Raw genomic sequence first — 24717 nt, 5'->3', positions numbered from 1 at the left:
CCGGCGGGCGGCGTCCGTGGCGCCGCGGGTATCGTCAACATGGCAATACCATCCCAAACCGAAAGTGGACGGGAGAACACGCGTGACGCGCAGCGTGTACGTGACCGGGATCGACCGGGGAGACGGCCGGCAGGTCGTCGATCTGGGAGTCATGGAGCTCCTGACGCGTCAGGTGGACCGGGTCGGGGTGTTCCGCCCGCTCGTCCACGACGGACCCGATCGCCTGTTCGAGCTTCTGCGGGCCCGCTACCGGCTCCCCCAGGACCCCGATTCGGCCTACGGGCTGGACTACCACGAGGCGTCCGCGCTCCAGGCGGAACAGGGCACGGACGAGCTGGTCTCCCTGCTCGTCGACCGGTTCCACCAGGTGGCCCGGAAGTACGAGGTGGTGCTGGTACTCGGCACCGACTTCGCCGCCACCCAGCTGCCCGACGAGCTGGCGCTCAACGCCCGCCTGGCCAACGAGTTCGGCGCCGCGGTGATCGCGGTGGTCGGCGGGAAGGGCCAGACCGCCCAGTCGGTGCGGGCCGAGGCCCGCAATGCCTACCGCGCGTACGCCGGACTGGGCTGCGACATCGTCTCGGTGATCGTGAACCGGGTGGCGTCCGAGGACCGCGACGTCATCGCGGAGCGGCTGACGGCCACGCTCCCCGTCCCCTGTTCGGTCCTGCCCGACGACGCGGCGCTCTCCGCGCCGACCGTCGCCCAGATCACCTCGGCGCTCGGCGGCACGGTCCTGCTCGGCGACGACTCCGGGCTGGCGCGGGACGCCCTGGACTTCGTCTTCGGCGGCGCGATGCTGCCGAACATGCTGAACGCCCTGACTCCGGGCTGCCTGGTGGTGACGCCCGGGGACCGGGCGGACCTGGTGGTCGGCTCGCTGGCCGCGCACAGCGCCGGCACCCCGCCCATCGCGGGGGTGCTGCTGACCCTGGACGAGCGCCCCGGCGAGGAGATACTCAGGCTGGCCGCGCGACTCGCACCGGGCACCCCGGTCGTGTCGGTGGCCGGCGGATCCTTCCCCACCGCGGCCCGGCTCTTCGCCCTGGAGGGCAAGTTGAACGCCGCGACGCCCCGCAAGGCGGAGACCGCGCTGGGCCTCTTCGAGCGCCATGTGGACACCGGCGCCCTGCTGGAGCGGATATCGGTGGCCCGCAGCGGCCGCGTCACCCCGATGATGTTCGAGCACGAGCTGCTGGAACAGGCCCGCGCCGACCGGCGCCGGGTCGTCCTGCCGGAGGGCACCGAGGAGCGGGTGCTCCGCGCCGCCGACGTACTGCTGCGCCGCGACGTCTGCGACCTGACCCTGCTCGGCGACCCCGACGTCATCCGCAAGAAGGCCGCCGACCTCGGTATCGATCTCGCCGGCACCCAGCTCATCGACCCGCAGGCCTCCGAGCTGCGCCAGACCTTTGCCGAGCGGTACGCGCAGTTGCGGGCGCACCGCGGGGTCACGGTGGAGCTGGCGTACGACGTCGTCGCGGACGTCAACTACTTCGGCACCCTGATGGTCCAGGAGGGGCTCGCGGACGGCATGGTCTCCGGAGCCGTGCACTCCACCGCGGCGACGATCCGCCCGGCGTTCGAGATCATCAAGACGAAGGGGGCCGGGCAGAGCCCGTCGGGCAGGGCGGCGGGTGACGGGAGGGCCGAGCGGGACGCATCGATCGTCTCCTCCGTCTTCTTCATGTGCCTCGCCGACAAGGTGCTGGTGTACGGCGACTGCGCGGTCAATCCGGACCCGGACGCGGAACAGCTCGCCGACATCGCAGTGCAGTCGGCCGCCACCGCCGCCCGCTTCGGAGTGGAGCCGCGGATCGCGATGCTGTCGTACTCGACGGGCACCTCCGGCTCGGGCGCCGACGTCGACAAGGTGCGCGAGGCGACGGACCGGGTCCGGGCGAGCAGGCCGGACCTCAGGATCGAGGGCCCGATCCAGTACGACGCCGCGGTGGATCCGAGCGTCGCCGCGACGAAGCTGCCCGGCTCCGAGGTGGCGGGCCGGGCGACGGTGCTGATCTTCCCGGACCTGAACACCGGCAACAACACCTACAAGGCCGTGCAGCGCTCGGCAGGCGCGGTGGCCGTCGGGCCGGTGCTCCAGGGGCTGCGCAAGCCCGTCAACGACCTGTCCCGCGGCGCGCTCGTCCAGGACATCGTCAATACCGTGGCCATCACGGCGATCCAGGCGCAGAGCGAGGAGTGAACGGATGACCGACCCGACCACCGAGGGCTCCGCCGGGACGGACGCGTACCGCGTGCTGGTCCTCAACTCCGGCTCCTCGTCGGTGAAGTACCAGCTGCTGGACATGAGCGACCGCACCCGGCTCGCGGTGGGGCTGGTCGAACGGATCGGCGAGGAGACCTCCCGGCTGGTGCACACCCCGCTGGCCGGCAAGGGCGCCGAGCGGCGCGAGCGCACCGGCCCGGTCGCCGACCACGAGGCGGCGCTGAAGGCGGCGGCGGAGGAACTGGCGGCCGACGGGCTCGGCCTGGACTCCCCGCAGCTCGCGGCGATCGGCCACCGGGTGGTGCACGGCGGGCTGCGGTTCACCGAGCCCGTGGTGATCGACGACGAGGTGCTCGACGAGATCGAGCGCCTGGTCCCGGTGGCCCCGCTGCACAACCCGGCGAACATCACCGGCATCCGCACCGCGCGCGCCCTGCGACCGGACCTGCCGCAGGTGGCGGTCTTCGACACGGCCTTCCACGCGACGATGCCGGAGCACGCGGCGCGGTACGCGATCGACACGGAGGTGGCCGACGCGCACCACATCCGGCGCTACGGATTCCACGGCACCTCGCACGCGTACGTCTCCCGGAAGACCGCCGAGCTCCTCGGGCGCACCCCCGAGGAGGTCAATGTCATCGTGCTGCACCTGGGCAACGGCGCCTCGGCCTCGGCGGTGGCCGGTGGCCGGTGCGTGGAGACCTCGATGGGGCTGACGCCCCTGGAGGGGCTGGTGATGGGCACCCGCTCCGGCGACATCGATCCGGCCGTCACCTTCCACCTCATGCGGGTCGCGGGGATGTCGGCGGACGAGATCGACGCGCTGCTCAACAAGAAGAGTGGCCTGGTCGGCCTCTGCGGCGACAACGACATGCGGGAGATCCGGCGCCGGATCGACGAAGGCGACGAGCGCGCGGCGCTGGCGTTCGACGTCTATGTGCACCGGCTGAAGAAGTACATCGGCGCCTATTCGGCGGTCCTCGGCCGGGTGGACGCCGTGGTGTTCACGGCGGGGGTCGGGGAGAACTCGGCACCGGTGCGGGAGGCTGCCGTCGCCGGACTGGAGGAACTCGGCCTGGCGGTGGACGCGGACCTGAACGGCGTGCGGTCCGACGAGCCCCGGCTGATCTCGCCCGACCACGCGCGGGTCGCGGTCGCCGTGGTGCCGACGGACGAGGAGCTGGAGATCGCCGTCCAGACCTTCGCGCTCGTCGGACGGGCCCGCGGCCCCGTCGGACAGGCCCACAACTGAGCACCCCCGCGCCCCTTTGTACCTTCCACCAGACGGAATATTCCGTAGCGAAACAAACCGATAGGATCCGCCTCATGCGCCGTTCCAAAATCGTCTGCACACTCGGTCCCGCCGTCGACTCCCACGACCAGCTCGTCGCTCTGATCGAGGCCGGCATGAGCGTGGCACGCTTCAACTTCAGTCACGGCAGCCACGAGGAGCACCAGGATCGTTACAACCGGGTCCGCAAGGCCGCCGCCGAGACCGGCCGCGCGATCGGCGTGCTCGCCGACCTCCAGGGTCCGAAGATCCGACTGGCCAAGTTCGCCGAGGGTCCGGTCGAGCTGGTCCGCGGGGACGAGTTCACGATCACCGCGGAGGACGTCCCCGGTGACAAGTCGGTCTGCGGTACGACCTACAAGGGCCTGCCCGGCGACGTCGCCAAGGGCGACCCGATCCTGATCAACGACGGCAACGTCGAGCTGAAGGTCGTCGCGGTCGAGGGCCCCCGGGTGAAGACCATCGTCATCGAGGGCGGCGTCATCTCCGACCACAAGGGCATCAATCTGCCCGGCGCGGCGGTCAACGTCCCGGCCCTGTCCGAGAAGGACGTCGACGACCTGCGGTTCGCCCTGCGGATGGGCTGCGACCTGGTGGCGCTCTCCTTCGTGCGGGACGCCAACGACATCAAGGACGTCCACAAGGTGATGGACGAGGAGGGCCGCCGGGTCCCCGTCATCGCCAAGGTCGAGAAGCCGCAGGCCGTCGAGCACATGGAGGGCGTCGTCATGGCGTTCGACGGTGTGATGGTCGCCCGTGGCGACCTGGCCGTCGAGTACCCCCTGGAGAAGGTCCCGATGGTGCAGAAGCGCCTGGTGGAGCTCTGCCGGCGGAACGCCAAGCCGGTGATCGTCGCGACCCAGATGATGGAGTCGATGATCACCAACTCGCGGCCGACGCGCGCCGAGGCGTCCGACGTCGCCAACGCGATCCTGGACGGCGCGGACGCGGTCATGCTGTCGGCCGAGTCCAGCGTGGGCGCGTACCCGGTCGAGACGGTCAAGACGATGTCGAAGATCGTCGTCGCCGCCGAGGAGGAGCTGCTCTCCAAGGGCCTGCAGCCGCTGGTGCCGGGCAAGAAGCCGCGTACCCAGGGCGGTTCGGTGGCCCGCGCGGCCTGCGAGATCGCGGACTTCCTGAACGGCAGGGCGCTGGTCGCCTTCACCAAGTCCGGTGACACGGCCCGCCGGCTCTCCCGCTACCGTGCGGCGCAGCCCATCCTGGCCTTCACCACGGACGAGTCCACCCGCAACCAGCTCGCGCTGAGCTGGGGTGTCGAGGCCCACATCGTGCCGCACGTGGACAACACGGACGCGATGGTCGACCTGGTCGACGGCGAGCTGCTGAAGCTGGGCCGCTACAACGACGGCGACACCATGGTCATCACGGCCGGCTCACCCCCCGGCATCCCGGGCACGACCAACATGGTGCGGGTGCACCACGTCGGCGGCGGCGCGCGCGACTGACCCGCCCGGCACCCGCGAGCACGACTGTGGGCCGCATTCCTGAGATCCTCAGGAATGCGGCCCACAGTTCTGCGCGGCTCCCGGATGGTCGACTGGTGCCGTGGCAGGCAACGTTCGCCCGTCAACGAGCGGCGTGCGGTGCGTGCTCTCGGCGTGCCGGCCGGAAGCCCTCGTACTGGACGTACTCGGGCTTTCGGGCGGTGCGGGGAGAGCGCGAGCCGGGCGTCGCGACGGGGTGAACGTTGCCTGTCGGGGCGCTAGTTGTTGCCGCCGGTGAAGTAGTTGTGCAGCCCGGGGACCTTGAGCGAGCCGCCGAACTGGCCGGCCTGGGTCACCTTGACCTTGGTGAAGAAGGCGAAGGGAACGTTCAGCGGAGGTGGTGTCTCCGGGCTGAACGTCACCGGGATGAGACCGAAGAGGTTGCCCTTCAGCTCCTCCGTGTACATCGTCACCGTGCCGTTGCGGATGGTGGACTTGGAGCCCTTACGCGCCTCGACATGGGCCGTCGTACCGGCCGGACCGACGGTCTTCTGGTGGAGGTTGTCGATGTCGATGGAGCTCGCGGTGAACTTCAGCGCCTTCTTGACGGTGCCGTCGTACGTCTTCACCTCGACGATGCCCTTGTAGTCGAGCCCGCTGAGCGTGAGCATCGAACTCTCCAGGATCCACGGGTCGTTCGGGAGCAGCGGGATGCCCGTCTCCAGATCGGCCGCGGCGAGCGCCTCCGGGTCGGCGGTCGGACACGGGAAGCGCTCCTTGGCGCCGTCCGGGATGTCCTCGTCCTTCTTGGCGTCGAGCCCCTTGACGCTGTCGTCGAGCTCCTCGACCGTCCTGCCGGCCCTGCCCGCGGCTTCGCGGATCGCGGAGGCGGTCTTGTCGGCCGTCTCCTTCGCGGCGTCCGCGGCCTCCTCCGTGGCCTTCTCCGTGGCCTTCTCGACGGGCTTGTCGGCCGTGTCGGTCCCCGAGGGCTTCGGGGTCGCGGTGCTCGCGCTCGGGGACGGGCTCGCCGTCTCCTTGTCCGGTCCGTCGAAGAGGTCCCTGAGCGCGTCGCCGACGCCCAGCGGGTCGAGCGGGTTCCTCGTCCGGGTGGGGGTGGGCGAGGCACTCGGCGTGGCTGCGGGTGCGTCGGCCGCGGCGGCCTTCGCCTTCGGCTCGGCCTCGTCGCTCGCGGACGGGGTCGTCGAGGGCTTCGGGGTCGCCGCGTCACCCTGGTCACCGGAGTCGGTGGCGGACGGGGACGGGCTCGGCGACTTCGAGGCGGACGGCGAGGGCTCCTCGCTCGGCTCGTCGGAGCGGGTCACACAGGGGCCGGGCGCGAAGGGAATGTCCGAACTGTCGTCGGCCAGCGCGAGCTTGGGGGTGAGCCCCATGCCCACGAAGACGGCCGTCGGCATCGCGGCGAGCGCGAACGCCTTGCCCGCGGGAATGTGCAGCTTCGTCAGCAACGACTTCCTGGGAGCCGCGTGGCGCGGCCCGCTTCTCGTACCGAGGCCCTCCCCGGCCGAGTTCAGCTCCGTCTCGTCACCCCGCACGATGCCTCCCGCCGTCGACCTCGACTGTCGTGTCGTACTGCTCCGGCTGCTGGGGCACCGCTGCCGTGCTGTGGAACCCGGGTCCGGACTCCTGCGTCCCGGGGCCGCTCTCCCCGGACTTCTCCCCCGCCGCACCGGACGGCACGAGCTCGGGCTCGGACGGCGGTTCGCCCGGAGCCCAGGAGACGGAGAGCGCTCCGCCCAGCAGGGCGAACAGGAAGCCGATCAGGAATCCGCCGATGTTGGCGACCGGTATGGAGATCAGCGCCAGCAGGATCGCGGCGACTCCGGCGAACACCCTCACGATGTGGTGGAACCACATCGTGAGGCCCAGCGTGATCAGCAGGACCCCGATGATCAGCGATCCCGCACCGGCGGTCGTGGACATCGCCAGCGTGACGTTGCCGAGGTGCATGTTGGCGTACGGAAAATACGCGATGGGTAGACCACCCACCATGGTGAACAGGCCCGCCCAGAACGGCCGGTTACCCCGCCAGGTGCGGAATCTCCGCCAGAAGACGCGGAGGTAGTGCTCGTTCTGCCCTGTGGACTCGGGGCTCATGGAAAACAGCTCCCTGGAACCGGTACTGCTGTGAGAAGAGAAAAGGTGGGCGGCCGGAGTCCGCTCGGGAGCGCTCCGGCCACCCGGCGGGTGCTTAGTAGCACTCCTTGACGCCACTGTGCAGCCGCAGGCTCAGGTTGCTGAGCTTGAAGGTGCCGGCGGTGGTCGCCCATGCCGTCTGCTTCACGTTGGTCAGCGTCGCCGACTCGGCGCGCTGCGCGAAACCGTTCGGGTTGACCTTCTTCTCGGTACCGGACTGGATGCCGGGCTTGCCGACGTCGCCCGCGGCGACACCGATGTCTATGTGCTCGAAGTACGCGTCGGCGTCGAGCTCGGCGACATCGAGGTACAGGTTGGTCGCCTTGACCGGCTTCTTCGGGTTCGTACCCGCGTTCAGCTGCAGCGTGACGTTGCCGAGGCCGAACGGAAGGTTCGGAGTGACCACCGACTGGCACATGTTGGTGATCGTGGCATCGCTGAAGCCGGACACGGCCACGGCGTGCGCCGCATCGTCGCCCTTGAGGTCCTTGCCGGTAGCAACGCTGCCGTACTGGACGAAGTCATGGCCGACGAGCTTGTCCGCACGCACCTTGAAGCTCTGGCCGGACACGCTGAAGGACGCCGCGAGGGCACCCTGCGCGAGACCGACACCCACCGCCGCGGTCGCGACGACGCTCGGCACCATGACCAGAGCGAAACGCTTCCATCTGGTGCCGCCACGAACCTGGGAACTCATATTTTTTTCCTCCTTCTCGGACGTACATCTCCGGTCCGGGCCTGGCCCGTCCTGGGATGGGAGAAGTGCTACGTCCTCGGCAAGGAGAGCGCCTGCGGACGGAGGCATGAACCGCGTCCGAATCACCGGCGATCACCCCCGAGCGACAACCACTGGCCACGCATGCGCGCAGCCTGCTCGGACAGGCCCTGCCGGACGGCAGGAACCCCCCTGTCCGGAGCCGGCGCCACTGCCGCCGGCCCACTCGGTGGGGACCCAACGGGGCCGCCGCGCCGACTGGCAGCCGGGCTGGCGTTATTGGACCGAGCGTGGCCGATCGTGGTGCATTCCCGCCCGTGGCACAAGGGGGTTCGTTACTCGCTAGTAACGGCCCGATAACCGATGCGCGACCGGCTGATACCACCCGGCCACACAGGGTGGCGCCGACCCGAAGGACAAAGGGAGGATCAGGTCGCCAATACGGACAGATCCCGGTGAGTGATTTACTGCGAGTAACAGGCCCCTGCTTTATCAAGATTTGGTAAAGCAGGGGCGTCTCTTATCGCCCGCTCGCGAAAACGGCCGCGCTGCCCGGGAGGGCACCGCGACCGCTTGTCACATCAGAACAAGACCCGCGCCAGCGCCGTACGCGCGGCGACGACCCGCGGGTCGTCGGGGCCGATCACCTCGAACAGTTCCAGCAGCCGCACCCGTGCGGTGTCCCGGTCGTCGCCGAAGTTGCGCCGCACCGTCTCGACGAGCCGGCCGAAGGCGTCCTCGACATGACCGCCGACCAGATCCAGATCGGCGGCGGCGAGCTGCGCGGTGACATCGGCCGGGTTCGCGGCGGCGTCCTCGCGGACCCGCTGCGCGTCCATGTCCTTGACGCGGGAGAGGAGTTCGGCCTGGGCGAGGCCGAGCTTGGCCTCCGTGTTGGCCGGGTCGTCGGACAGGACGTTCCGGTACGCCTGGACGGCACCGGCGAAGTCGTCGGCGTCCAGCGCCCGGACGGCTGCTTCGAGCAGGGCGTCGTACGGCCCTGCGGGCGCCTCGGCCGGAGCCTGCTCGGCCCCCTCGGCGTCCTGGTCGACCACGATGCCGGTGAGCCCGAACCGCTCCTCGCCGACCTGGATCAGCTGGTCCAGCGTCTGCCGGATCTGGGCCTCGGGGGCCGCGCCCTGGAAGAGCGGGAGGGCCTGCCCGGCGACGACGGCGAAGACCGCCGGGATGCCCTGGATACCGAACTGCTGCATCAGCATCTGGTTGGCGTCGACATCGACCTTGGCCAGCACGAAACGGCCCTTGTACTCCAGGGCCAGGCGCTCCAGGAGCGGGCCCAGCTGCTTGCACGGCTCGCACCACTCGGCCCAGAAGTCGATGACGACCGGGACCTCGGCGGAGCGCTGGAGGACATCGTTCTCGAAGCCCGCCTCATCGACATCGATCACCAGGGCGGAGGGCGGTACGGCACCGCCGCCACCCTGCCGGGCGGCCTCGGCACGGGCCTGCTCCGCCTTCACCTTGGCCTCGCCGGCCGCCTTCACCGCGGCGAGGTCGACGACGCCGCTCATGGACATGTTCCTAGGCTGCATACGTACATCCTCCCCCCTCGGCGCACCGATCCGGAAAGCGATACGGAAACCGCGCCCGTCCGCCGTCCCCGCCGGAGTGCGGGGTGCACGGACAGACACGGTCCGAGGGCCCCTGAAAGACCCGTTCCGGCACCGGGTCCCCACCCGGTGCCTGTGGCTGTCAATCGGTTGCGGCGTCACGACGGCATGGCCGTCGTCCTTACGCTACGACCCGTAGCGTAACTGCCCGGCACCCCTCGCGCACAGGCGCGTTCGGTGATCTGTCTCACGGCGATCGGGGCCGGTCCGTTCTACTTACTGACCGGTATGGTCACGGCATGCTGAGCCGCGGCAACCCCAAACCCCTTCGTACGGGACGGCCGCGCAGTGCCGCGGCCGATGCAGCGATCCTGGAGGCGACCAGAGCCTCCCTCGTCGACCTCGGCTGGTCGAAGCTGACGATGGGCGATGTGGCGACGCGGGCCGGGGTCGCCAAGACGACCCTGTACCGGCGGTGGGCGGGCAAGAACGAGCTGGTCGTGGACGCCGTCGCGGTTCTCTTCGACGAGCTGGAGATGCCCGATCTGGGCAGCCTGTCGGCCGATGTGCAGGCGATGGTGCTGCAGTTCGCCGCGCTGCTGGAACGACCGGAGACCCGTACCTCGCTGATGGCAGTGGTCGCGGAGTCGACGCGCGACGAGGCGCTGCGCGCCCGGATCCGCGGCTCGATCGTGGACCGGCAGAAGCGGCTGGTGCTCCAGGGCCGCCAACGGGCCCAGGAGCGCGGGGAGTTGCCCGTCGAGAAGGACGAGGAGGCGGCGTCGGCGACCGCCGATCTGATCTTCGATGTGATCGCCGGCGCGGTCGTGCACCGGGCACTGGTGAGCGCCGAGCCCGTCGATGCCGACTGGGCCCGGCGCTTCACCGCACTGCTGCTGGCGGGGCTGGAGACGGCGGACAACGCCCAAGGGCCGCCTTCCAGGACCTGCCGTCAGAAGCCGGGCGGCTCCGTGTAGGTGCCCCACTCCTCGCGCAGGACACCGCAGATCTCACCAAGGGTCGCCTCGGCCCGCACCGCGTCGAGCATCGGCGCGATCATGTTGGAGCCGTCGCGGGCGGCGGCCAGCATCGCGTCCAGCGCAGACTTCACCCGGGTGTCGTCCCGGGCGTCCTTGCGGGCGCCGAGCACCCGGACCTGCTCGCGCTCGACCTCGTGGCTGACCCGCAGGATCTCCAGGTCGCCGGTGACCGAGCCGTGGTGGACGTTGACGCCGACGACCCGCTTGTCGCCCTTCTCCAGCGCCTGCTGGTAGCGGAAGGCGGACTCGGCGATCTCGCCGGTGAACCAGCCGTCCTCGATGCCGCGCAGGATGCCGGAGGTGATGGGCCCGATGGGGTGCTGCCCGTCCGGGTGGGCCCGGGTTCCGCGCTCCTTGATCTGGTCGAAGATCTTCTCGGCGTCGGCCTCGATCCGGTCGGTCAGCTGCTCGACGTACCAGGAACCGCCCAGCGGGTCGGCCACGTTGGCGACACCGGTCTCCTCCATCAGCACCTGCTGGGTGCGCAGCGCAATCTCGGCGGCCTGCTCGGAGGGGAGTGCGAGGGTCTCGTCGAGGGCGTTGGTGTGCAGCGAGTTGGTGCCGCCGAGGACCGCGGAGAGCGCTTCGACCGCCGTCCGTACGACGTTGTTGTACGGCTGCTGGGCGGTGAGCGAGACACCGGCGGTCTGGGTGTGGAAGCGGAGCCACTGCGCCTTGTCGGTCCTGGCCCCGTAGGTCTCCTTCATCCAGCGGGCCCAGATCCGGCGGGCCGCGCGGAACTTGGCGATCTCCTCGAAGAAGTCGAGGTGCGCGTCGAAGAAGAAGGAGAGGCCGGGCGCGAAGATGTCGACGTCCAGACCGCGGGAGAGGCCGAGCTCCACGTAACCGAAGCCGTCGGCGAGAGTGTACGCGAGCTCCTGCGCGGCCGTCGCCCCGGCTTCTCGGATGTGGTAGCCGGAGACGGAGAGCGGCTTGTAGGCGGGGATGTCGCGGGCGCAGTGCTCCATCAGGTCGCCGATGAGGCGCAGATGGGGCTCGGGCTGGAAGAGCCACTCCTTCTGCGCGATGTACTCCTTGAAGATGTCGGTCTGGAGCGTGCCGTTCAGCACGCCCGGGTCGACTCCCTGGCGCTCGGCGGCGACCAGGTACATGCAGAAAACGGGCACGGCCGGGCCGCTGATCGTCATGGACGTCGTGACGTCGCCGAGCGGGATGTCCTTGAAGAGGACCTCCATGTCGGCGGCGGAGTCGATGGCCACGCCGCAGTGCCCGACCTCGCCGAGCGAACGGGGGTCGTCGGAGTCCCGGCCCATCAGCGTCGGCATGTCGAAGGCGACGCTGAGCCCGCCGCCGCCCGCGGCGAGGATCATCTTGTAGCGCTCATTGGTCTGCTCGGCGTTGCCGAAGCCGGCGAACTGGCGGATGGTCCAGGTCCGGCCGCGGTAGCCCGTGGGGTGGAGCCCCCGGGTGAAGGGGTACTCGCCGGGCCAGCCGATCCGCTCGAACCCCTCGTACGTGTCCCCGGGGCGGGGGCCGTACACGGGCTCCACCGGATCCCCGGAGAGTGTGGTGAAGTCCGCGTCACGCTTGCGGGCCTTGTCGTAACGGGCCTGCCAGCGTCGGCGGCCTTCCTCGATCGCGTCAGCGTCCATACCATCGAATTTACTAGGACGTCCTAGTAAATGTCGATGGCAAACCGCCCGGTGCTTTCGCACGGGGCGGTTCGGGCGGCGCGGACCGGGGTCCGGCCGGGTCAGGCCTCGGCGGTCGCGGGGGCGCCGTCGACGATCAGCGGCTCGACCTCGCGGACGACCTTGCGCTCGACGAAGAACGCGGCCGTCGGGATGGTGCCGGAGACCAGCACCCAGAGCAGCTTGCCCATCGGCCACTTCGCCTTGGAGCCGAGGTCGAAGGCGAAGATCAGGTAGATGATGTAGAGCACACCGTGGATCTGGGAGACGACGAGCGTCAGATCCTTGCCCATGTCGAAGCCGTACTTGAAGACCATGCAGGTGCAGAGCACCAGCAACATGACGGCGGTGACGTAGGCCATCACCCGGTACCGGGTCAGCACACTGCGTTTCATGGCATCGAGCGTAACCGGAGGGCCGGGGCGATCTTGCAGCGGGCCGGGCTCTCGAAGCGCCGTTCTACGCCCCGCGCCTTTTCCGCTACGCCTCTTCGAAATCCTGGGCGGCGATCCGCAGCGGGCGCAGCATGGCGAAGATCTCCGCGCACTCCTCGGCGTCGTACACACCGAGCCCGAACTCCATGCCGACCAGGTCCTTGGTCGCCGCCTCGACGACCTCGCGGCCCTTCTCGGTGATGGAGGCGAGGGTGCCGCGGCCGTCGTTGGGGTTGGGGCGCTTGGCGACCAGGCCGGAGCGCACCAGCCGGTCCACGGTGTTGGTGACGGAGGTGGGGTGGACCATGAGCCGCTCGCCGATCTTGGACATCGGCAGCTCACCGGCCTTGGAGAAGGTGAGCAGCACCAGCGCCTCGTACCGCGCGAAGGTCAGTCCGTACGGCTTGACGACCGCGTCGACTTCGGCGAGCAGGATCTGCTGGGCGCGCATGATCGAGGTGATCGCCGCCATCGAGGGCACGGGGCCCCAGCGCTGCTGCCAGAGTTCGTCGGCGCGGGCGATGGGATCGAAGGGGAGACTGAGCGGCTTCGGCACGGCAACGACCTTACCCACTGGTCATATGCCGGTCAGCCTTGTCTCGAACTTCGGTCCGAATACTGTGGGCGGGGGCGGTCCTCCGGACCTCCAGGACGAGCAGCAGCACGCACAGGGCGCCCACCGCGCCGGCTCCGGCGACCGCCTGGTGCACGGGGAGGAACTCGGCGGCGAGCCCGGCGAGGGCCATGCCGGAGCACGGCCGGCGGGAATGAGGCGAGCCCCCGGCCGGGGGCTCGTCACTGGGGCGTCGCGGGGCGGGGCGTCAGTCCGCGAGGTACCGCTCGACCGTCTCGACCTTGGAGGTCAGTCCGTCGGTGACACCGGGGCGGATGTCGGCCTTCAGTACGAGGGAGACGCGTCCGGCGCGAGCCTCGACGGCGGCGACGGCCCGCTTGACGACGTCCATGACCTCGTCCCATTCACCTTCGATGGAGGTGAACATGGCGTCCGTGCGGTTGGGCAGGCCGGACTCGCGGACGACCCGGACGGCGTCGGCGACGTACTCACCGACGTCCTCGCCGACTCCCAGCGGGCTGACCGAGAACGCGACGATCACGCGCTGACCACGCCTTCGCGGCGGGCGCGGGCGGCGATGACGCCGTCGGCCTCGTAGCGCTTGAGCAGCTTGTCGCCGTACAGACCGCCGAACGGCACCAGTGCGAGCAGGAAGAAGAACGCCACGCGCTTCAGCGGCCACTTGGTCTTGGACCAGACGTCGAGCAGCAGGACGGCGTAGATCACGAAGAGCACGCCGTGCACGATGCCGAGCGGCATCATCAGGAAGTCGATGTCGGAGACCCGGCTGAGGACCGAGCCGAAGATGATCAGCGCGGGGAAGGAGATCGCCTCGGGAATCGAGATGAGGCGCAGCCGGTGCAGGGCGGTGGCGGTCTTGATGTCCACGGGGGCACCTTCGGTGGGAGGACGGTGACAGCTTGTGAATACAGGCACAAGCCCGCCCCATTGTGGCATCGCCGTGTGCTGCGCTCGGCGCCGGGGGGCCGGTGCGCCGCCGGGGATACGTCCCGGTTGCGTACACATCCGGTACCGGATGCGTATCAGGGGCGGTTCAGGGGGCCGGATCCTCCTTCGGCCCCTGTCCCGGCCGGGGGTCTGCCGTTAACGTCGCTCCGTGGCAAAGTTCCGACTCCAAGGCAGCAGAACGCTCGCCGTCGACCTGGCCGGCGACGCCGTCAAGGCGAAGAACGGCTCGATGGTCGCCTACGACGGCCGGATGACGTTCAAGAAGACGACCGGTGGCGGTGACGGGCTGCGCGGCATGGTGACCCGGCGCCTGACCGGCGAGCAGATGTCCGTGATGGAGGTGACCGGCCAGGGCACCTGCTACTTCGCGGACCGCGCGAGCGAGATCAGTCTCGTCTCGCTGCATGGCGACAAGCTCCACGTCGAGGCGAGCAATCTGCTGTGCGCCGACGCCGGTCTGCGCACCGGCACCACCTTCACCGGCCTGCGCGGCGGTGCGAGCGGCAACGGCCTGTTCACCACCACGGTCGAGGGCACCGGCCAGGTGGCGATCATGTCGGACGGCTCGGCGGTGGCGCTGCGGGTCTCGGCCCAGTACCCGCTGTTCGTCGATCCCGGCGCCTACATCGCCCACCAGGGCAACCTCCAGCAGCACTTCCAGTCCGGGGTGAACTTCCGGACGCTGATCGGCGAGGGTTCCGGGGAGTCCTTCCAGATCCGGTTCGAGGGCGAGGGCGTCGTCTACGTCCAGCCGAGCGAGCGCAACACCCTCGGGGGCGATGTCTGATGCCGTTCCGCGAGATCAACTCGAAGATGGTCGAGGCGACGGTGGTTCCCGGCCAGAAGATGTACAGCCAGCGGGGCGCGATGCTCGCCTACCGCGGCGAGGTGTCGTTCACGCCGAGCATCCAGGGCGGCCAGGGCGGCGTGATGTCGATGATCGGCCGGCGGGTGGCGGGCGAGGCGACCCCGCTGATGACGGTCGAGGGCAGCGGAACGGTGATGTTCGGCCACGGCGGCCACCACATCCAGGTGATCAACCTGACCGGCGACACCCTGTACGTGGAGGCCGACCGGCTGCTCGCCTTCGACGGGACGCTCCAGCAGGGCACGATGTTCATGGGCTCGCAGGGCGGCGTGATGGGCATGGTGCGCGGCCAGGTGACCGGGCAGGGCCTGTTCACCACCACACTCAAGGGTCACGGCGCGGTCGCGGTGATGGCCCACGGCGGGGTGATCGAGCTGCCGATCACCCCGGGCCGCGATGTGCATGTGGACCCGCAGGCGTACGTCGCGCACCACGGCGACGTACGGAACAAGCTCTCGACCGCGCTCGGCTGGCGCGACATGGTGGGGCGCGGCTCCGGCGAGGCGTTCCAGCTGGAGCTGAGCGGAAACGGCGCGGTGTACGTCCAGGCCTCGGAGGAGAAGCTGTGAGCACACCCGTGGTCTTCGACCCGATGACGCTGCCGTCGGACGACAACGTCAATTCGTACACCTTCTGCGTGGAGCTCAAGGGGAGCCAGTGGTTCCTGCAGAAGGGCAAGATGGTCGCCTACTACGGGCGGATCGATTTCAACGGCATCGGTCACGGCCGCTTCGAGCGGCTGCTCCGTACGAGCTTCCACTCGCCGCTGCACACGAGCGACTGGGTGGTGGCCGAGGGCAGCGGCAAGATGCTGCTCGCGGACCGGGCCTTCGACGTGAACTCCTACGACCTGGACGACGGGAATCTGACGATCCGGTCGGGCAATCTCCTCGCGTACCAGCCGTCGCTGGCACTCAAGCAGTCGATCGTGCCGGGGTTTGTGACCCTGATCGGTACGGGGAAGTTCGTGGCCGCCTCCAACGGCCCGGTGGTCTTCATGGAGCCGCCGCTGCGGGTCGACCCGCAGGCCCTGGTGGGCTGGGCGGACTGCCCCTCGCCGTGCCACCACTACGACCACGGCTACATGACGGGCGTACTGGGCGGGCTGCGGTCGCTGACGGGCCTCGGGGGCACCTCGGGCGAGGAGCACCAGTTCGAGTTCGTCGGCGCGGGCACGGTGCTGCTCCAGTCGACGGAGATCCTGATGGCCGAACAGCCGACGGGTGCGGTGCCGGGTCAGGCCGGGGTCCCGGGTGGCGGGAGTCAACCTGGCGCCACACCCCGCATGCCCGGTCAGCTCGGGGACCTCCAGCGTCGCTTCGGTTTGTGACCGGTACTCTGCGGAATGTGACGCCGAACGTCCGCACCCCGCTCCCGGACCCCTCTGCGGACGGGTGCCGACCGTCACGCCCCCTCACTTCGTCCGGCTTTCAACTTCTTAGGTAGAATCCAAATATGGAGACCGAGACGGCCACTCGCTGGCTGAACGACGCGGAGCAGTGCGCCTGGCGCACCCACCTGGACGTCAGCAGGCTGCTGATGCACCAGCTGGAGAAGGATCTCCAGCCGTTCGGCCTGACCAACAACGACTACGAGATCCTGGTCAACCTCTCGGAGTCGGACGACCAGCGCATGCGGATGAGCGACCTCGCCGCCGCGACGCTGCAGTCCAAGAGCAGGCTCTCGCACCAGATCACCCGCATGGAGACCGCGGGCCTGGTCCGCCGGGAGAACTGCGAGTCCGACCGGCGCGGTCTGTACGCGGTCCTCACCGAGGACGGCGCGGAGACGATGCGCAGGGTGGCACCGCACCATGTGGCCTCGGTCCGCAAGCACTTCATCGACCTGCTGACACCGGAGGCCCTGGCGAACCTGCACGCGGCACTGACTCCGGTCGCGGAACACCTCCGGGGACGACGCGGCAAGGTGTGACCCGGCACCGGGCGGCGTTCAGCGGGCTCCGGGCAGCCAGAGCTCGAACCGGGCGCCGCCCTCCCGCGCACCGTCCACCGTCAGCCGCCCGCCGTGCCGGACGGCCACGTCCCGGGCGATGGCCAGGCCCAGGCCCGCGCCGCCGTCGTCCCGGGTGCGGGCGTCGTCGAGCCGTACGAAGCGCTCGAAGATCCGCTCACGCTCCTTCGGCGGCACTCCCGCCCCGTCGTCGCTGACGGCGACGACCACACCGCCCCGTTCCGCCGCGCGCACCGAGACCGTCACCGTGCTGCGCGCATGGCGCTCGGCGTTGTCCAGCAGATTGCCGATCACCCGCGCCAACTGACCGCGCGAACCGGCCACTTCGAACCGCCCCGACTCCGCCCCGGAGTCCGGTACCGAGACCGTCACCGCGATCCGGTCCCCGGTGCGCTGCGAGACCTCCTCACGGACCAGCGCGCCCAGGTCCAGCGCCGCGAGGCCCGGCCGCTCCCCCGCGTCCAGCCTGGCCAGCAGCAGGAGATCGGCGGCCAGCGCCTGGAGGCGTACGGTGTCGGCGACCGCGCCCGGCACGTCGAGCAGTTCCGGGTGGGCCGCGCCCACCTCCAGCTGGGTGCGCAGCGAGGCGATCGGGCTGCGCAGTTCGTGCGAGGCGTCCGCGACGAACCGCCGCTGCCGCTCCACGGAGGCCTCCAGAGCGGTGAGCGTCTCATTGGTCGTACGGGCCAGCCGGGCGATCTCGTCGCGCGAGCCGGGCTCCGGCACCCGTCGGCTCAGATCCTCGGAGGCGGTGATCGCGGCCATCTCTCGCCGGATGCCCTCGACCGGGCGCAGCGCCCGCCGGGTCACCAGCCAGGTCACTCCGGCGACGACGAGCAGCAGTACCGGCAGCCCGATCAGCATCGCGCCGCGCACCGTGCCCACGGCCTCCTGCTCGGCGGCCAGCGGGGCGCCCGCGTGGACGGTCAGGGTCACCCCGGCGGGGGTCGTCGCCTGAACGGACGCGAAACGGTAGTCGGCCGTCTCGCCGTCGACGGTGGCGGTGCCGTTGCCGAAGTCCGGTTCGTCGGAGTCGACTTCACCGCGGCCGGGGGCGGGGGTGCTGTGATCGTCGTCGTCATCGCTTGCGTCGTCACCCCCGTTGTCGTCTCCGCTCCCGCCGGACTCCCCGGCGGTCGGTGACGGGACCGGTGTGACCCGGTCGGAGCCGGTGCCGGAGATCGCCTGGAGGTCCTTGGAGACGGCGACCACCCGGCCGTCCTCGTCGGTCACCTGGACCGGATGGTCCTCCTCGTCGTGCATCTCCAGCCGGTCGTACGGCACGCCGAGGGCCAGCTGCCCGGCCACTTCCCGGGCCACCACCTCGGCCTGCAGCCCCGCCTGGTCGGTGAGGTTGGCGCGCAGGACGAGGAGCACGGAGAGCCCGGCGCCGATCAGCGCGACGGCGACCACCACGGTGGCGCCGAGCGCGGCCCTGGCCCGTACCGATCTCACAGCGCCTCCAGCCGGTATCCGGCGCCGCGCACCGTGCGGATGGCGGCCGCGCCGAGCTTGCGGCGCAGCGCGCTCACGTACACCTCGACGATGTTCGGGTCGCCGTCGTAGGCGAAGTCCCAGACGTGTTCGAGGATGTCCGCCTTGCTCACCACCTGTCCGGACCGCAGCGCGAGCTGCTCCAGCACCGCGAACTCCTTGGACGTGAGGGTGATTTCGGCTTCGCCGAGGTGGACGCGGCGGGCGGCGGTGTCCATGCGCAGGGCACCGACGGTGACCACCGGCGAACCGGAGCCGCCGCCCCGGCGCCGCAGCAGCGCCCGGATCCTCGCCACCAGCACGACGTACGAGAAGGGCTTGGTCAGGTAGTCGTCGGCGCCGGTGTCGAGGCCTTCCGCCTCGTCGTACTCCCCGTCCTTCGCCGTCAGCATCAGGATCGGCATCTCGTGTCCGGCGGCGCGCAGGGCGGCGCAGACGCGGTAGCCGTTCATCCCTGGCAGCATGATGTCGAGGACGACGAGGTCGTACACGCCCTCGGCGGCCCGGTGCAGCCCTTCGAGTCCGTCGTGGACCACGTCCACGGCGAAGCCCTCGGCGGTGAGCCCCGCAGCCAGGGCCGTCGCGAGCCGCTTCTCGTCCTCCACGATCAACAGGCGCATGTACACAGGGTCGCAAACCGAATCTGAAGACGCCTTCAGGTGGCTTCAGGCTGCGTTCAGCATCACCCCGGCAATGTGGTCCTCGTCGAACCGGCCGCCCGATCGGGGAGGAACCCTCATGAAGCGCAAGATCGTCATCGCCGCCGTCACCGCAGCCGTGCTCGCCGGCGGCGGGGCCGCCACGGCTGTCGCCGTCGCGGACGACGACAGCCACGACAGCGAGACCCGGTCCAGTGTGCAGCGCGGTGACACCGCCCAGGTCGACGTGGCGGAAGCGGTCGCGGCCGCCGTCAAGGCCGTCCCGGGCACGGTCACCGAGGCCGAGCTGGACGACGAGGACGGCGGGCTCGTCTGGGAGCTCGACGTGTACGGCTCCGACAAGTCCTGGCACGACGTGACGGTGGACGCGGGCAACGGCAAGGTGCTCGGCAAGCACGTCTCCGACGATGACGACGACCGCGACCGGCACGCACCCCGTTCGGCCCCGGTGTCGCTGGACGCGGCGGTCGACGCCGCGCTGAAGGCGAGCCCCGGGACCGTGACGTCGGTCGACCTGGAGGACCACGACAACGGCAGCGGCGGCGCGACGCACTGGGAGGTCGACGTCCGGGGCAAGGACGGCAAGCAGCACGAGCTGAACGTCGACGCGGGCACGGGCACGGTGACGGCGGACCGGCCGGACGACGGGGACGACGACTAGTAGCGCTCAGGGCGTGTAGACGGAGATGACCGTCCCGTCGTCGAAGCCCAGGAACATCGCGTCGCCCCGGGCAATGTACGAGATCGATGCCGGGTCGTGCCGGGCGCCCTCCCCGCCGGGCCACTTCGAGGGGAGGCGCGAGCCCGCGTCTTCCGCCTCTCCCATGGAGGCCATGGCGAACGCGACGATCCCGTTCTCTTCCACGACAACGGCCTTGTCACCGGCCACGGCCAGCCCGCCCCCGTCGCCCAGCGCCTCGCCACCGTCGTACGACGCCCAGTACTGCTTCCCGTCGGCCAGGCCGAACGCGTACACCCGCGTCCGGCCGCTCACGACGACCTTGCCGTCGTGTGACACGACGGGCCGGTAGGCGATGTCCACGCCGTCGGCGAGCGTGCGGCGGTTCTGCGGGGCCGTCACGTCGACGACCGTCAGGCCGTTCGAACCCGCGCAGAGCAGTTCCTCGCCCTTCAGGACCGGCGTACGGCAGGTGATGTCACCGGCACCGATGGCTGCCAGCCGTGCGCCGTCCGCGCCCTTGAGGACGGTGACGCCGTCTCCGACCGCGACGAGCCGGCCGTCCGCGAAGGAGAGTTCCGCTTCGGCCGCCGGGTCGTCCCACGGCTTGTCCCACTTGCGGGACTGCTCGCCGGTGAGCTGGTGGGCGAGGATCCGGGCCGCACCCGTGCCAGTGGCCTTCGTGGCGTAGTACAGCACTCCGTCCGACTGGACGGAGTCGGTCACCCCGGTCCCTTCGGGCAGCGGCTCCCGCCACTTCCGCGCACCGTCGTCCAGGCCGAGCGCCACCAGGGCACCGTCCTGGAAGGCGTAGACGGTGGTGCCGATGACGGCGGCCACCGAGGCCGGTCCGCTGTCCGCCCGGCCCGGCTCGGTCCGCCAGCGCTGTTCGCCGTCCGCGGCGTCCAGCACGGTGATGTGCCGCGGGCCGCCGCAGACCAGGGACGTGTCCGCCAGTACACACTCCACCGGCCCGTTCTCGATCTTGGCCTGCCAGGCCTTCCAGCCCGCCGGCTTCCTGGAGACATCGGTGGCGGCCGCTCCGAAGTCCCCGGTGTGCCCCGCGTCCGCGCCCGGAATGACGGCGGGCCCGGCCTCGGTCCGCGCGGCGCCCGAAGCGGATGCGGTCGGCTGCGCGCCACCGCCCGCGTTGTCGTCGCCTCCGCCGTCGCCCTCGAAGAGCCCCGGCAGCAGCACCGCGCCCAGCACCACGCACACCGCCGTGGCCGTTGCCGCCAACGCGATCCACAGCCCCTTGTCACCCCGCCGGTCCCCCGGTACGGCCACCGGCACGACGGGCGTCGGGGCGAGGGCGGGCCCGCCGGGGTGCGGGGCGGCGGGCGGGGCCGGCGGTACCGCGGCGGACGTCGCGGCCGCCTCCGCGACGGCGCGTGCACCCGCCGCGTGCGCGGCGAGCTGCCCCCGTACCGCTTCCGTCCAGGGGAAGGCTCCTCGGGGCACAGGGGCCGGCAGCAGCAGCTCGGCCAGTTGCCGGGGCGTCGGCCGGGCCTCGGCCTCGCTGCGCAGGCACTGCTCGATGACCACGCGCAGCCGCGGGGGTACGCCGGAGAGTTCGGCCTCGCCCTGGGCGATCCGGAAGATCACGGCGGCCATGTCGGAATCGTCGAACGGGCCCCGTCCGGTCGCCGCGAAGGCGAGCACCGCGCCGAGACAGAAGACGTCCGACGCGGGTACGAGCGCCCGTGAGCCGTTGACGTGCTCGGGCGAGATGTAGCCGGGGCTGCCCACGACCACCCCGGTCCGGGTGAGCTGGGTGGCGTCGAAGGCCTGGGCGATCCCGAAGTCGATCACCTTCGGCCCGTCGGCGCCGAGCAGCACATTGCCCGGCTTGAGGTCGCGGTGGAGTACGCGTACGGCGTGCATGTCGGCGAGGGCGCGGGCGAGACCGGCGCCCATCTCGCGCACCACCGGCTCGGGCAGCGGCCCGCCGCGGATCACCGCCTCGGCGAGCGAGGGGCCGGGGACGTACTCGGTCGCCAGCCAGGGCAGCCGGCCGCTCGCGTCGCCGCCTACGAGGGATGCGGTGTGCGGGCTGCGTACGGCGCCGGCCGCGTCGATCTCGCGCCGGAAGCGGATCCGGAAGCCGTCGTCGAGGTCGAGATCGGCGCGCACGGTCTTCAGCGCGACCAGCCCGGCGAGCGGGTCCGGCGCACCGGCGGGACGGGCCAGATACACCTCGCCCATGCCGCCCGCGCCGAGCAGCCCGAGAAGCTGGTACGGGCCGATCAGCCGGGCTCTGCCGGGTGGAAGCGGCTCGATCACTGCGCGGTCCCCTCAAGCCTCAAGCGTTTCGTCGTTCATCCGGGCAGCGGTACGGAGACCGTGGTGCCGTCGTCGTACACGACGTGCACGACTCCGCCGACCGGCAGCACCTGCGGGTCGTTCAGTTCCTTGTCCAGCTCGATGCCGTTGGCCATGTCGTATTGCGGTGTGCGGCTCGGGCCCGGGGCGCCGGCCAGGCGGGTCCTGCCCAGTGCCCCCGGCGTGCCGTCGGGGCGGATCGGGACGGTGTACAGCGTCGTGCTGTCCGCCCAGACCACGGTGTCGGCGACGATCAACGCGTCGGAGGCCGGGTTGCTCATGCCCTCCTGCGCCTTTCCGGCGAGCGGGAACCTGCCGAGGGTCCGGCCGTTGTCGCGGCCGACGACGACGAGCTCCTCGGGCACGTCCGGCTCGTGTTCGCTGCTCCGGCGCAGGAGCATCACCCGGTCGCCGACCGCGGTGGGCGTCGCCTCGGCGACGAGCGCGGAGTCCACCGGCACCTTCCCCCGGGCCCTGAGCGTCCCGGCCGCGAACCGCAGCACGCTCATGTCGGTGCCGAAGCCGGAATCGCTGCCGTTGGAGGTGTAAGTGGCGCAGTAGGCGGACGCCCCCCGCAGCCGGAGATCTCCGCAGCTCTGGTCCGTGCCGTCGCCGCCCGCGGTGCCCAGCAGCGTGCCGTCCTTCGGGCGGTACGCCTTCGGCCCGCCCTCGCCGATCGCGTACACCACCTCGCCGTCGGTGGCGACCGGCCAGAAGTTGCCCCGCTCGGCCTTTGCCAGATCCTTCGGGGCCAGCGGCTCGTGCCACTTCCGGGTGCCGGTCCTCAGGTCGTACGCGGCGAGCTCGGCGTCCTCCGCCGACCAGGTGGTGGCGGCGAAGACCAGACCGTCGACGACCAGGGGCGCGCTCTCCAGGCCGTGCGCGCCGCCGGACCGGGTCTCCCAGCGGACCTTCCCCGTGCGGGCGTCCAGCGACTGCAGCCGGTCACCGGCGGCGAGCAGCACGGTGTCGTCGTGGACGGTGGGGCGGGTGGCGCCGGCCGGCATGAAGAACTGGCCGGTCGGCCCCCAGCCCGCCACCTTCGAGGTCTCCCCGGTGTCCAGCGTCCACATCCGGTGCCCGTCCGCCGCCGACAACGCCTCGTACGTGCCGTCCGCCTTCCGGCAGACCAGCACGTCCCGGCCCGTGGAGCAGCCGATCGGCGACCCGGTGAACTTCCCCTTCCAGGACTTCTTCCACCCCGCCGGACGGACGTCGCGGCCGTACGCAACCGTGCCCGAGGCGTCCGGGCCGCCGTTCTCGTCGACGCCCTCGACGATCCTGGCGTGCGGGGCCGGGCCTCCTCCGGGGGATGCCCGGCCGGGGGTGCCCCGGCCGTCGCGCCAGGCCAGGATTCCGCCTGTCGCCGCGCCCAGCACGATCAGCGCGGCGAGCGCGACGGCCAGGGCGCGCCGGGAGCGGCGCGGCGGCGGGGCCTGGGTGGTGCCAGGGGCGAGACCTGGGCCCTGGGTGGGCGCGCTGTGCGGGTCGGAGGCGACCGGCGGGGCCTGGACGGGGGCGGGGCCCTGGGTGGGCAGCTGATGGAGCGCGGGGCGGCTGTCGGAGGTCACCTCGGTCGGGGTGTAACCCGGCAGCAGCGGGCCGCCCAGCGCGACGACCCGGGCCAGTTCGCGCGCGTGCTCGGCGATGTGCTGCACCACCGGGTCCGGCCACCGGTCCGCCGCGCCGGGGTCGAGCAGCCCGGCGAGTTCGGCGGCGTCCGGGCGGGCGGCCGGGTCGGCCACCAGGCAGCGGTCCAGTACGGCCCGCAGCGCGTCCGGAACGTCGTCGAGATCGGCCTCGACGTACTTGACCCGGTAGAGCACGGCGGCGACCGGCCCGTCGCCGAAGGGGTCGCGTCCGGTGACGGCGTAGCAGAGCACGGAGGCGAGGCAGAAGATGTCCGAGGCGGGGACGACGCGTCCGCTGCCCGCCACGTGCTCCGGGGACATGAAGGACGGGCTGCCGACCATGCGGCTGGTGGTGGTGAGCGGGGTCGCGCCGGAGTCGCGGGCGATCCCGAAGTCGATCAGGCGGGGGCCGTCCGCCGCGAGCATGACATTGCCGGGCTTCACGTCGCGGTGGACGATCCCGGCCGCGTGCACGGCGGCCAGGGCGCGGGCGAGTCCGGCGCCGAGCATCCGCGCCTCGGCCTCGTTCATCGCGCCCGCCCGGCGGACGGCGGCGGACAGGTTCGGCCCGGCCACGTATCCGGTGGCGAGCCAGGGCACCTCGGCGTCGGCGTCCCCGTCGAGCAGCGGGGCGAGATGGGGTCCGGCGACGGACCTGGCGACGGTGATCTCGCGGCGGAAGCGGCTGCGGAATCCGGGGTCCTTGGCCACGTCGCGGCGGACGGTCTTGACGGCGACCGGTTCGCCGCCGCCGTCCCGGACGCCGAGGAAGACCTCCCCCATGCCGCCCGCGCCGAGCCTGGCCCGTATCCCGTACGGACCGATCCGTCTCGGCGAGTCCTCCCGCAGCGGCCCCAGCATGCGCCACTCCCCCCGTCGGTACGCATGAACGGCGGACACCCCGCGCGCGTGTCCGGCGGTAATCCTGCCACGGACACGTCATCCGCGGCAGCGCCGGACGGGACGGCCGGGAGAGACGGCCGGGCGGGTCCGGGAAGCGGCCCGCACGCCGCTCCCG

The 24717-nt window shown here is 71.1% G+C and carries 22 protein-coding genes and 1 pseudogene; 9 read left to right on the top strand and 14 right to left on the bottom strand.

Features of this window, described 5'->3' with window-relative positions; all coding sequences use genetic code 11:
* The first annotated feature begins 82 nt into the window (after positions 1 to 82).
* The 3 genes from pta to pyk all read left to right on the top strand — a co-directional run bounded on the left by pta (position 83) and on the right by pyk (position 4987).
* The gene (gene pta, locus ACWCQ6_RS16055) at positions 83 to 2206 is read left to right on the top strand and encodes a phosphate acetyltransferase (protein WP_451089549.1); all 2124 of its coding nucleotides are present in this window, start codon (positions 83 to 85) and stop codon (positions 2204 to 2206) included.
* Between the two features lie 4 nt (positions 2207 to 2210).
* A complete protein-coding gene (locus ACWCQ6_RS16050; protein ID WP_451089547.1) occupies positions 2211 to 3482 on the top strand; it encodes an acetate kinase in 1272 nt (423 codons plus the stop codon).
* A 74-nt stretch (positions 3483 to 3556) separates the two neighbouring features.
* Entirely contained in the window at positions 3557 to 4987 is a 1431-nt protein-coding gene (gene pyk, locus ACWCQ6_RS16045; protein ID WP_451089545.1) for a pyruvate kinase, read from the top strand.
* A gap of 257 nt (positions 4988 to 5244) precedes the next feature.
* Here pyk and ACWCQ6_RS16040 read toward each other — a convergent pair whose 3' ends face one another.
* From ACWCQ6_RS16040 to ACWCQ6_RS16025, 4 genes are all read right to left on the bottom strand, one after another.
* Positions 5245 to 6519, bottom strand: a complete 1275-nt coding sequence (locus ACWCQ6_RS16040; RefSeq protein ID WP_451089543.1) for a hypothetical protein — start codon at positions 6517 to 6519, stop codon at positions 5245 to 5247.
* Positions 6509 to 7081, bottom strand: a complete 573-nt coding sequence (locus ACWCQ6_RS16035; RefSeq protein WP_451089541.1) for a DUF6114 domain-containing protein — start codon at positions 7079 to 7081, stop codon at positions 6509 to 6511. Before ACWCQ6_RS16035 ends, ACWCQ6_RS16040 begins: the two co-directional genes overlap by 11 nt.
* 94 nt (positions 7082 to 7175) lie before the next feature.
* A complete protein-coding gene (locus ACWCQ6_RS16030) occupies positions 7176 to 7817 on the bottom strand; it encodes a DUF6230 family protein (RefSeq protein ID WP_451089539.1) in 642 nt (213 codons plus the stop codon).
* A 599-nt stretch (positions 7818 to 8416) separates the two neighbouring features.
* Positions 8417 to 9388, bottom strand: coding sequence for a tetratricopeptide repeat protein (locus tag ACWCQ6_RS16025; protein ID WP_451089537.1), 972 nt, complete (start codon positions 9386 to 9388; stop codon positions 8417 to 8419).
* A gap of 317 nt (positions 9389 to 9705) precedes the next feature.
* On the opposite strand from ACWCQ6_RS16025, the gene ACWCQ6_RS16020 reads away from it, so the two are divergent.
* Positions 9706 to 10383: a TetR/AcrR family transcriptional regulator gene (locus tag ACWCQ6_RS16020; protein WP_451089535.1), complete on the top strand. Its 678-nt coding sequence runs from the start codon at positions 9706 to 9708 to the stop codon at positions 10381 to 10383.
* Here ACWCQ6_RS16020 and ACWCQ6_RS16015 read toward each other — a convergent pair.
* The 6 genes and pseudogenes from ACWCQ6_RS16015 to ACWCQ6_RS15990 all read right to left on the bottom strand — a co-directional run bounded on the left by ACWCQ6_RS16015 (position 10359) and on the right by ACWCQ6_RS15990 (position 13994).
* The gene (locus tag ACWCQ6_RS16015; RefSeq protein WP_451089533.1) at positions 10359 to 12059 is read right to left on the bottom strand and encodes an acyl-CoA mutase large subunit family protein; all 1701 of its coding nucleotides are present in this window, start codon (positions 12057 to 12059) and stop codon (positions 10359 to 10361) included. The genes ACWCQ6_RS16020 and ACWCQ6_RS16015 overlap by 25 nt on opposite strands.
* 101 nt (positions 12060 to 12160) lie before the next feature.
* Positions 12161 to 12493, bottom strand: coding sequence for a DUF3817 domain-containing protein (locus tag ACWCQ6_RS16010; RefSeq protein ID WP_451089531.1), 333 nt, complete (start codon positions 12491 to 12493; stop codon positions 12161 to 12163).
* A gap of 85 nt (positions 12494 to 12578) precedes the next feature.
* Positions 12579 to 13088: a MarR family winged helix-turn-helix transcriptional regulator gene (locus tag ACWCQ6_RS16005; RefSeq protein ID WP_451089529.1), complete on the bottom strand. Its 510-nt coding sequence runs from the start codon at positions 13086 to 13088 to the stop codon at positions 12579 to 12581.
* 10 nt (positions 13089 to 13098) lie between these two features.
* Positions 13099 to 13281 (bottom strand): annotated as a pseudogene (locus ACWCQ6_RS16000) (MFS transporter); the annotation flags it as partial.
* Positions 13282 to 13353: 72 nt separating this feature from the next.
* Entirely contained in the window at positions 13354 to 13647 is a 294-nt protein-coding gene (locus ACWCQ6_RS15995) for an MTH1187 family thiamine-binding protein (protein ID WP_030971479.1), read from the bottom strand.
* Positions 13644 to 13994 (bottom strand): DUF3817 domain-containing protein, encoded by a 351-nt coding sequence (locus ACWCQ6_RS15990; RefSeq protein ID WP_451089527.1) that lies wholly within the window; start codon positions 13992 to 13994, stop codon positions 13644 to 13646. The genes ACWCQ6_RS15995 and ACWCQ6_RS15990 overlap by 4 nt, the downstream gene beginning before the upstream one ends.
* Positions 13995 to 14223: 229 nt before the next feature.
* Between ACWCQ6_RS15990 and ACWCQ6_RS15985 the strand changes: the two genes are divergently transcribed.
* From ACWCQ6_RS15985 to ACWCQ6_RS15970, 4 genes are all read left to right on the top strand, one after another.
* Positions 14224 to 14862 carry an AIM24 family protein gene (locus tag ACWCQ6_RS15985; RefSeq protein ID WP_451089525.1) on the top strand — a complete coding sequence of 213 codons (639 nt, stop codon included), beginning with the start codon at positions 14224 to 14226 and terminating at the stop codon, positions 14860 to 14862.
* Positions 14862 to 15512 (top strand): AIM24 family protein, encoded by a 651-nt coding sequence (locus ACWCQ6_RS15980; RefSeq protein ID WP_451089523.1) that lies wholly within the window; start codon positions 14862 to 14864, stop codon positions 15510 to 15512. The genes ACWCQ6_RS15985 and ACWCQ6_RS15980 overlap by 1 nt, the downstream gene beginning before the upstream one ends.
* On the top strand, positions 15509 to 16273 hold the full coding sequence (locus ACWCQ6_RS15975) for an AIM24 family protein (protein WP_451089521.1): 765 nt from the start codon (positions 15509 to 15511) through the stop codon (positions 16271 to 16273). Before ACWCQ6_RS15980 ends, ACWCQ6_RS15975 begins: the two co-directional genes overlap by 4 nt.
* A 125-nt stretch (positions 16274 to 16398) precedes the next feature.
* Positions 16399 to 16875 carry a MarR family winged helix-turn-helix transcriptional regulator gene (locus ACWCQ6_RS15970; RefSeq protein WP_451089519.1) on the top strand — a complete coding sequence of 159 codons (477 nt, stop codon included), beginning with the start codon at positions 16399 to 16401 and terminating at the stop codon, positions 16873 to 16875.
* Positions 16876 to 16893: 18 nt separating this feature from the next.
* On the opposite strand, the gene ACWCQ6_RS15965 is transcribed toward ACWCQ6_RS15970, so the two are convergent.
* Positions 16894 to 18369 carry an ATP-binding protein gene (locus tag ACWCQ6_RS15965; RefSeq protein WP_451089517.1) on the bottom strand — a complete coding sequence of 492 codons (1476 nt, stop codon included), beginning with the start codon at positions 18367 to 18369 and terminating at the stop codon, positions 16894 to 16896.
* On the bottom strand, positions 18366 to 19028 hold the full coding sequence (locus ACWCQ6_RS15960) for a response regulator transcription factor (protein ID WP_451089515.1): 663 nt from the start codon (positions 19026 to 19028) through the stop codon (positions 18366 to 18368). Before ACWCQ6_RS15960 ends, ACWCQ6_RS15965 begins: the two co-directional genes overlap by 4 nt.
* Before the next feature lie 118 nt (positions 19029 to 19146).
* Here ACWCQ6_RS15960 and ACWCQ6_RS15955 point away from each other — a divergent pair, with 118 nt between their 5' ends.
* Complete coding sequence (locus tag ACWCQ6_RS15955) at positions 19147 to 19728, top strand: PepSY domain-containing protein (RefSeq protein WP_451089513.1); 582 nt, start codon at positions 19147 to 19149, stop codon at positions 19726 to 19728.
* Between the two features lie 6 nt (positions 19729 to 19734).
* On the opposite strand, the gene ACWCQ6_RS15950 is transcribed toward ACWCQ6_RS15955, so the two are convergent.
* Complete coding sequence (locus ACWCQ6_RS15950) at positions 19735 to 22029, bottom strand: protein kinase domain-containing protein (RefSeq protein ID WP_451089511.1); 2295 nt, start codon at positions 22027 to 22029, stop codon at positions 19735 to 19737.
* Positions 22030 to 22064: 35 nt separating this feature from the next.
* On the bottom strand, positions 22065 to 24560 hold the full coding sequence (locus tag ACWCQ6_RS15945; protein ID WP_451089509.1) for a protein kinase domain-containing protein: 2496 nt from the start codon (positions 24558 to 24560) through the stop codon (positions 22065 to 22067).
* Between the last annotated feature and the right edge of the window lie 157 nt (positions 24561 to 24717).

This window comes from Streptomyces sp. NPDC001880 (assembly GCF_053594575.1).
Note: the sequence above shows the minus strand (reverse complement) of the source record. Positions and strands in the feature narration are given on the sequence as shown.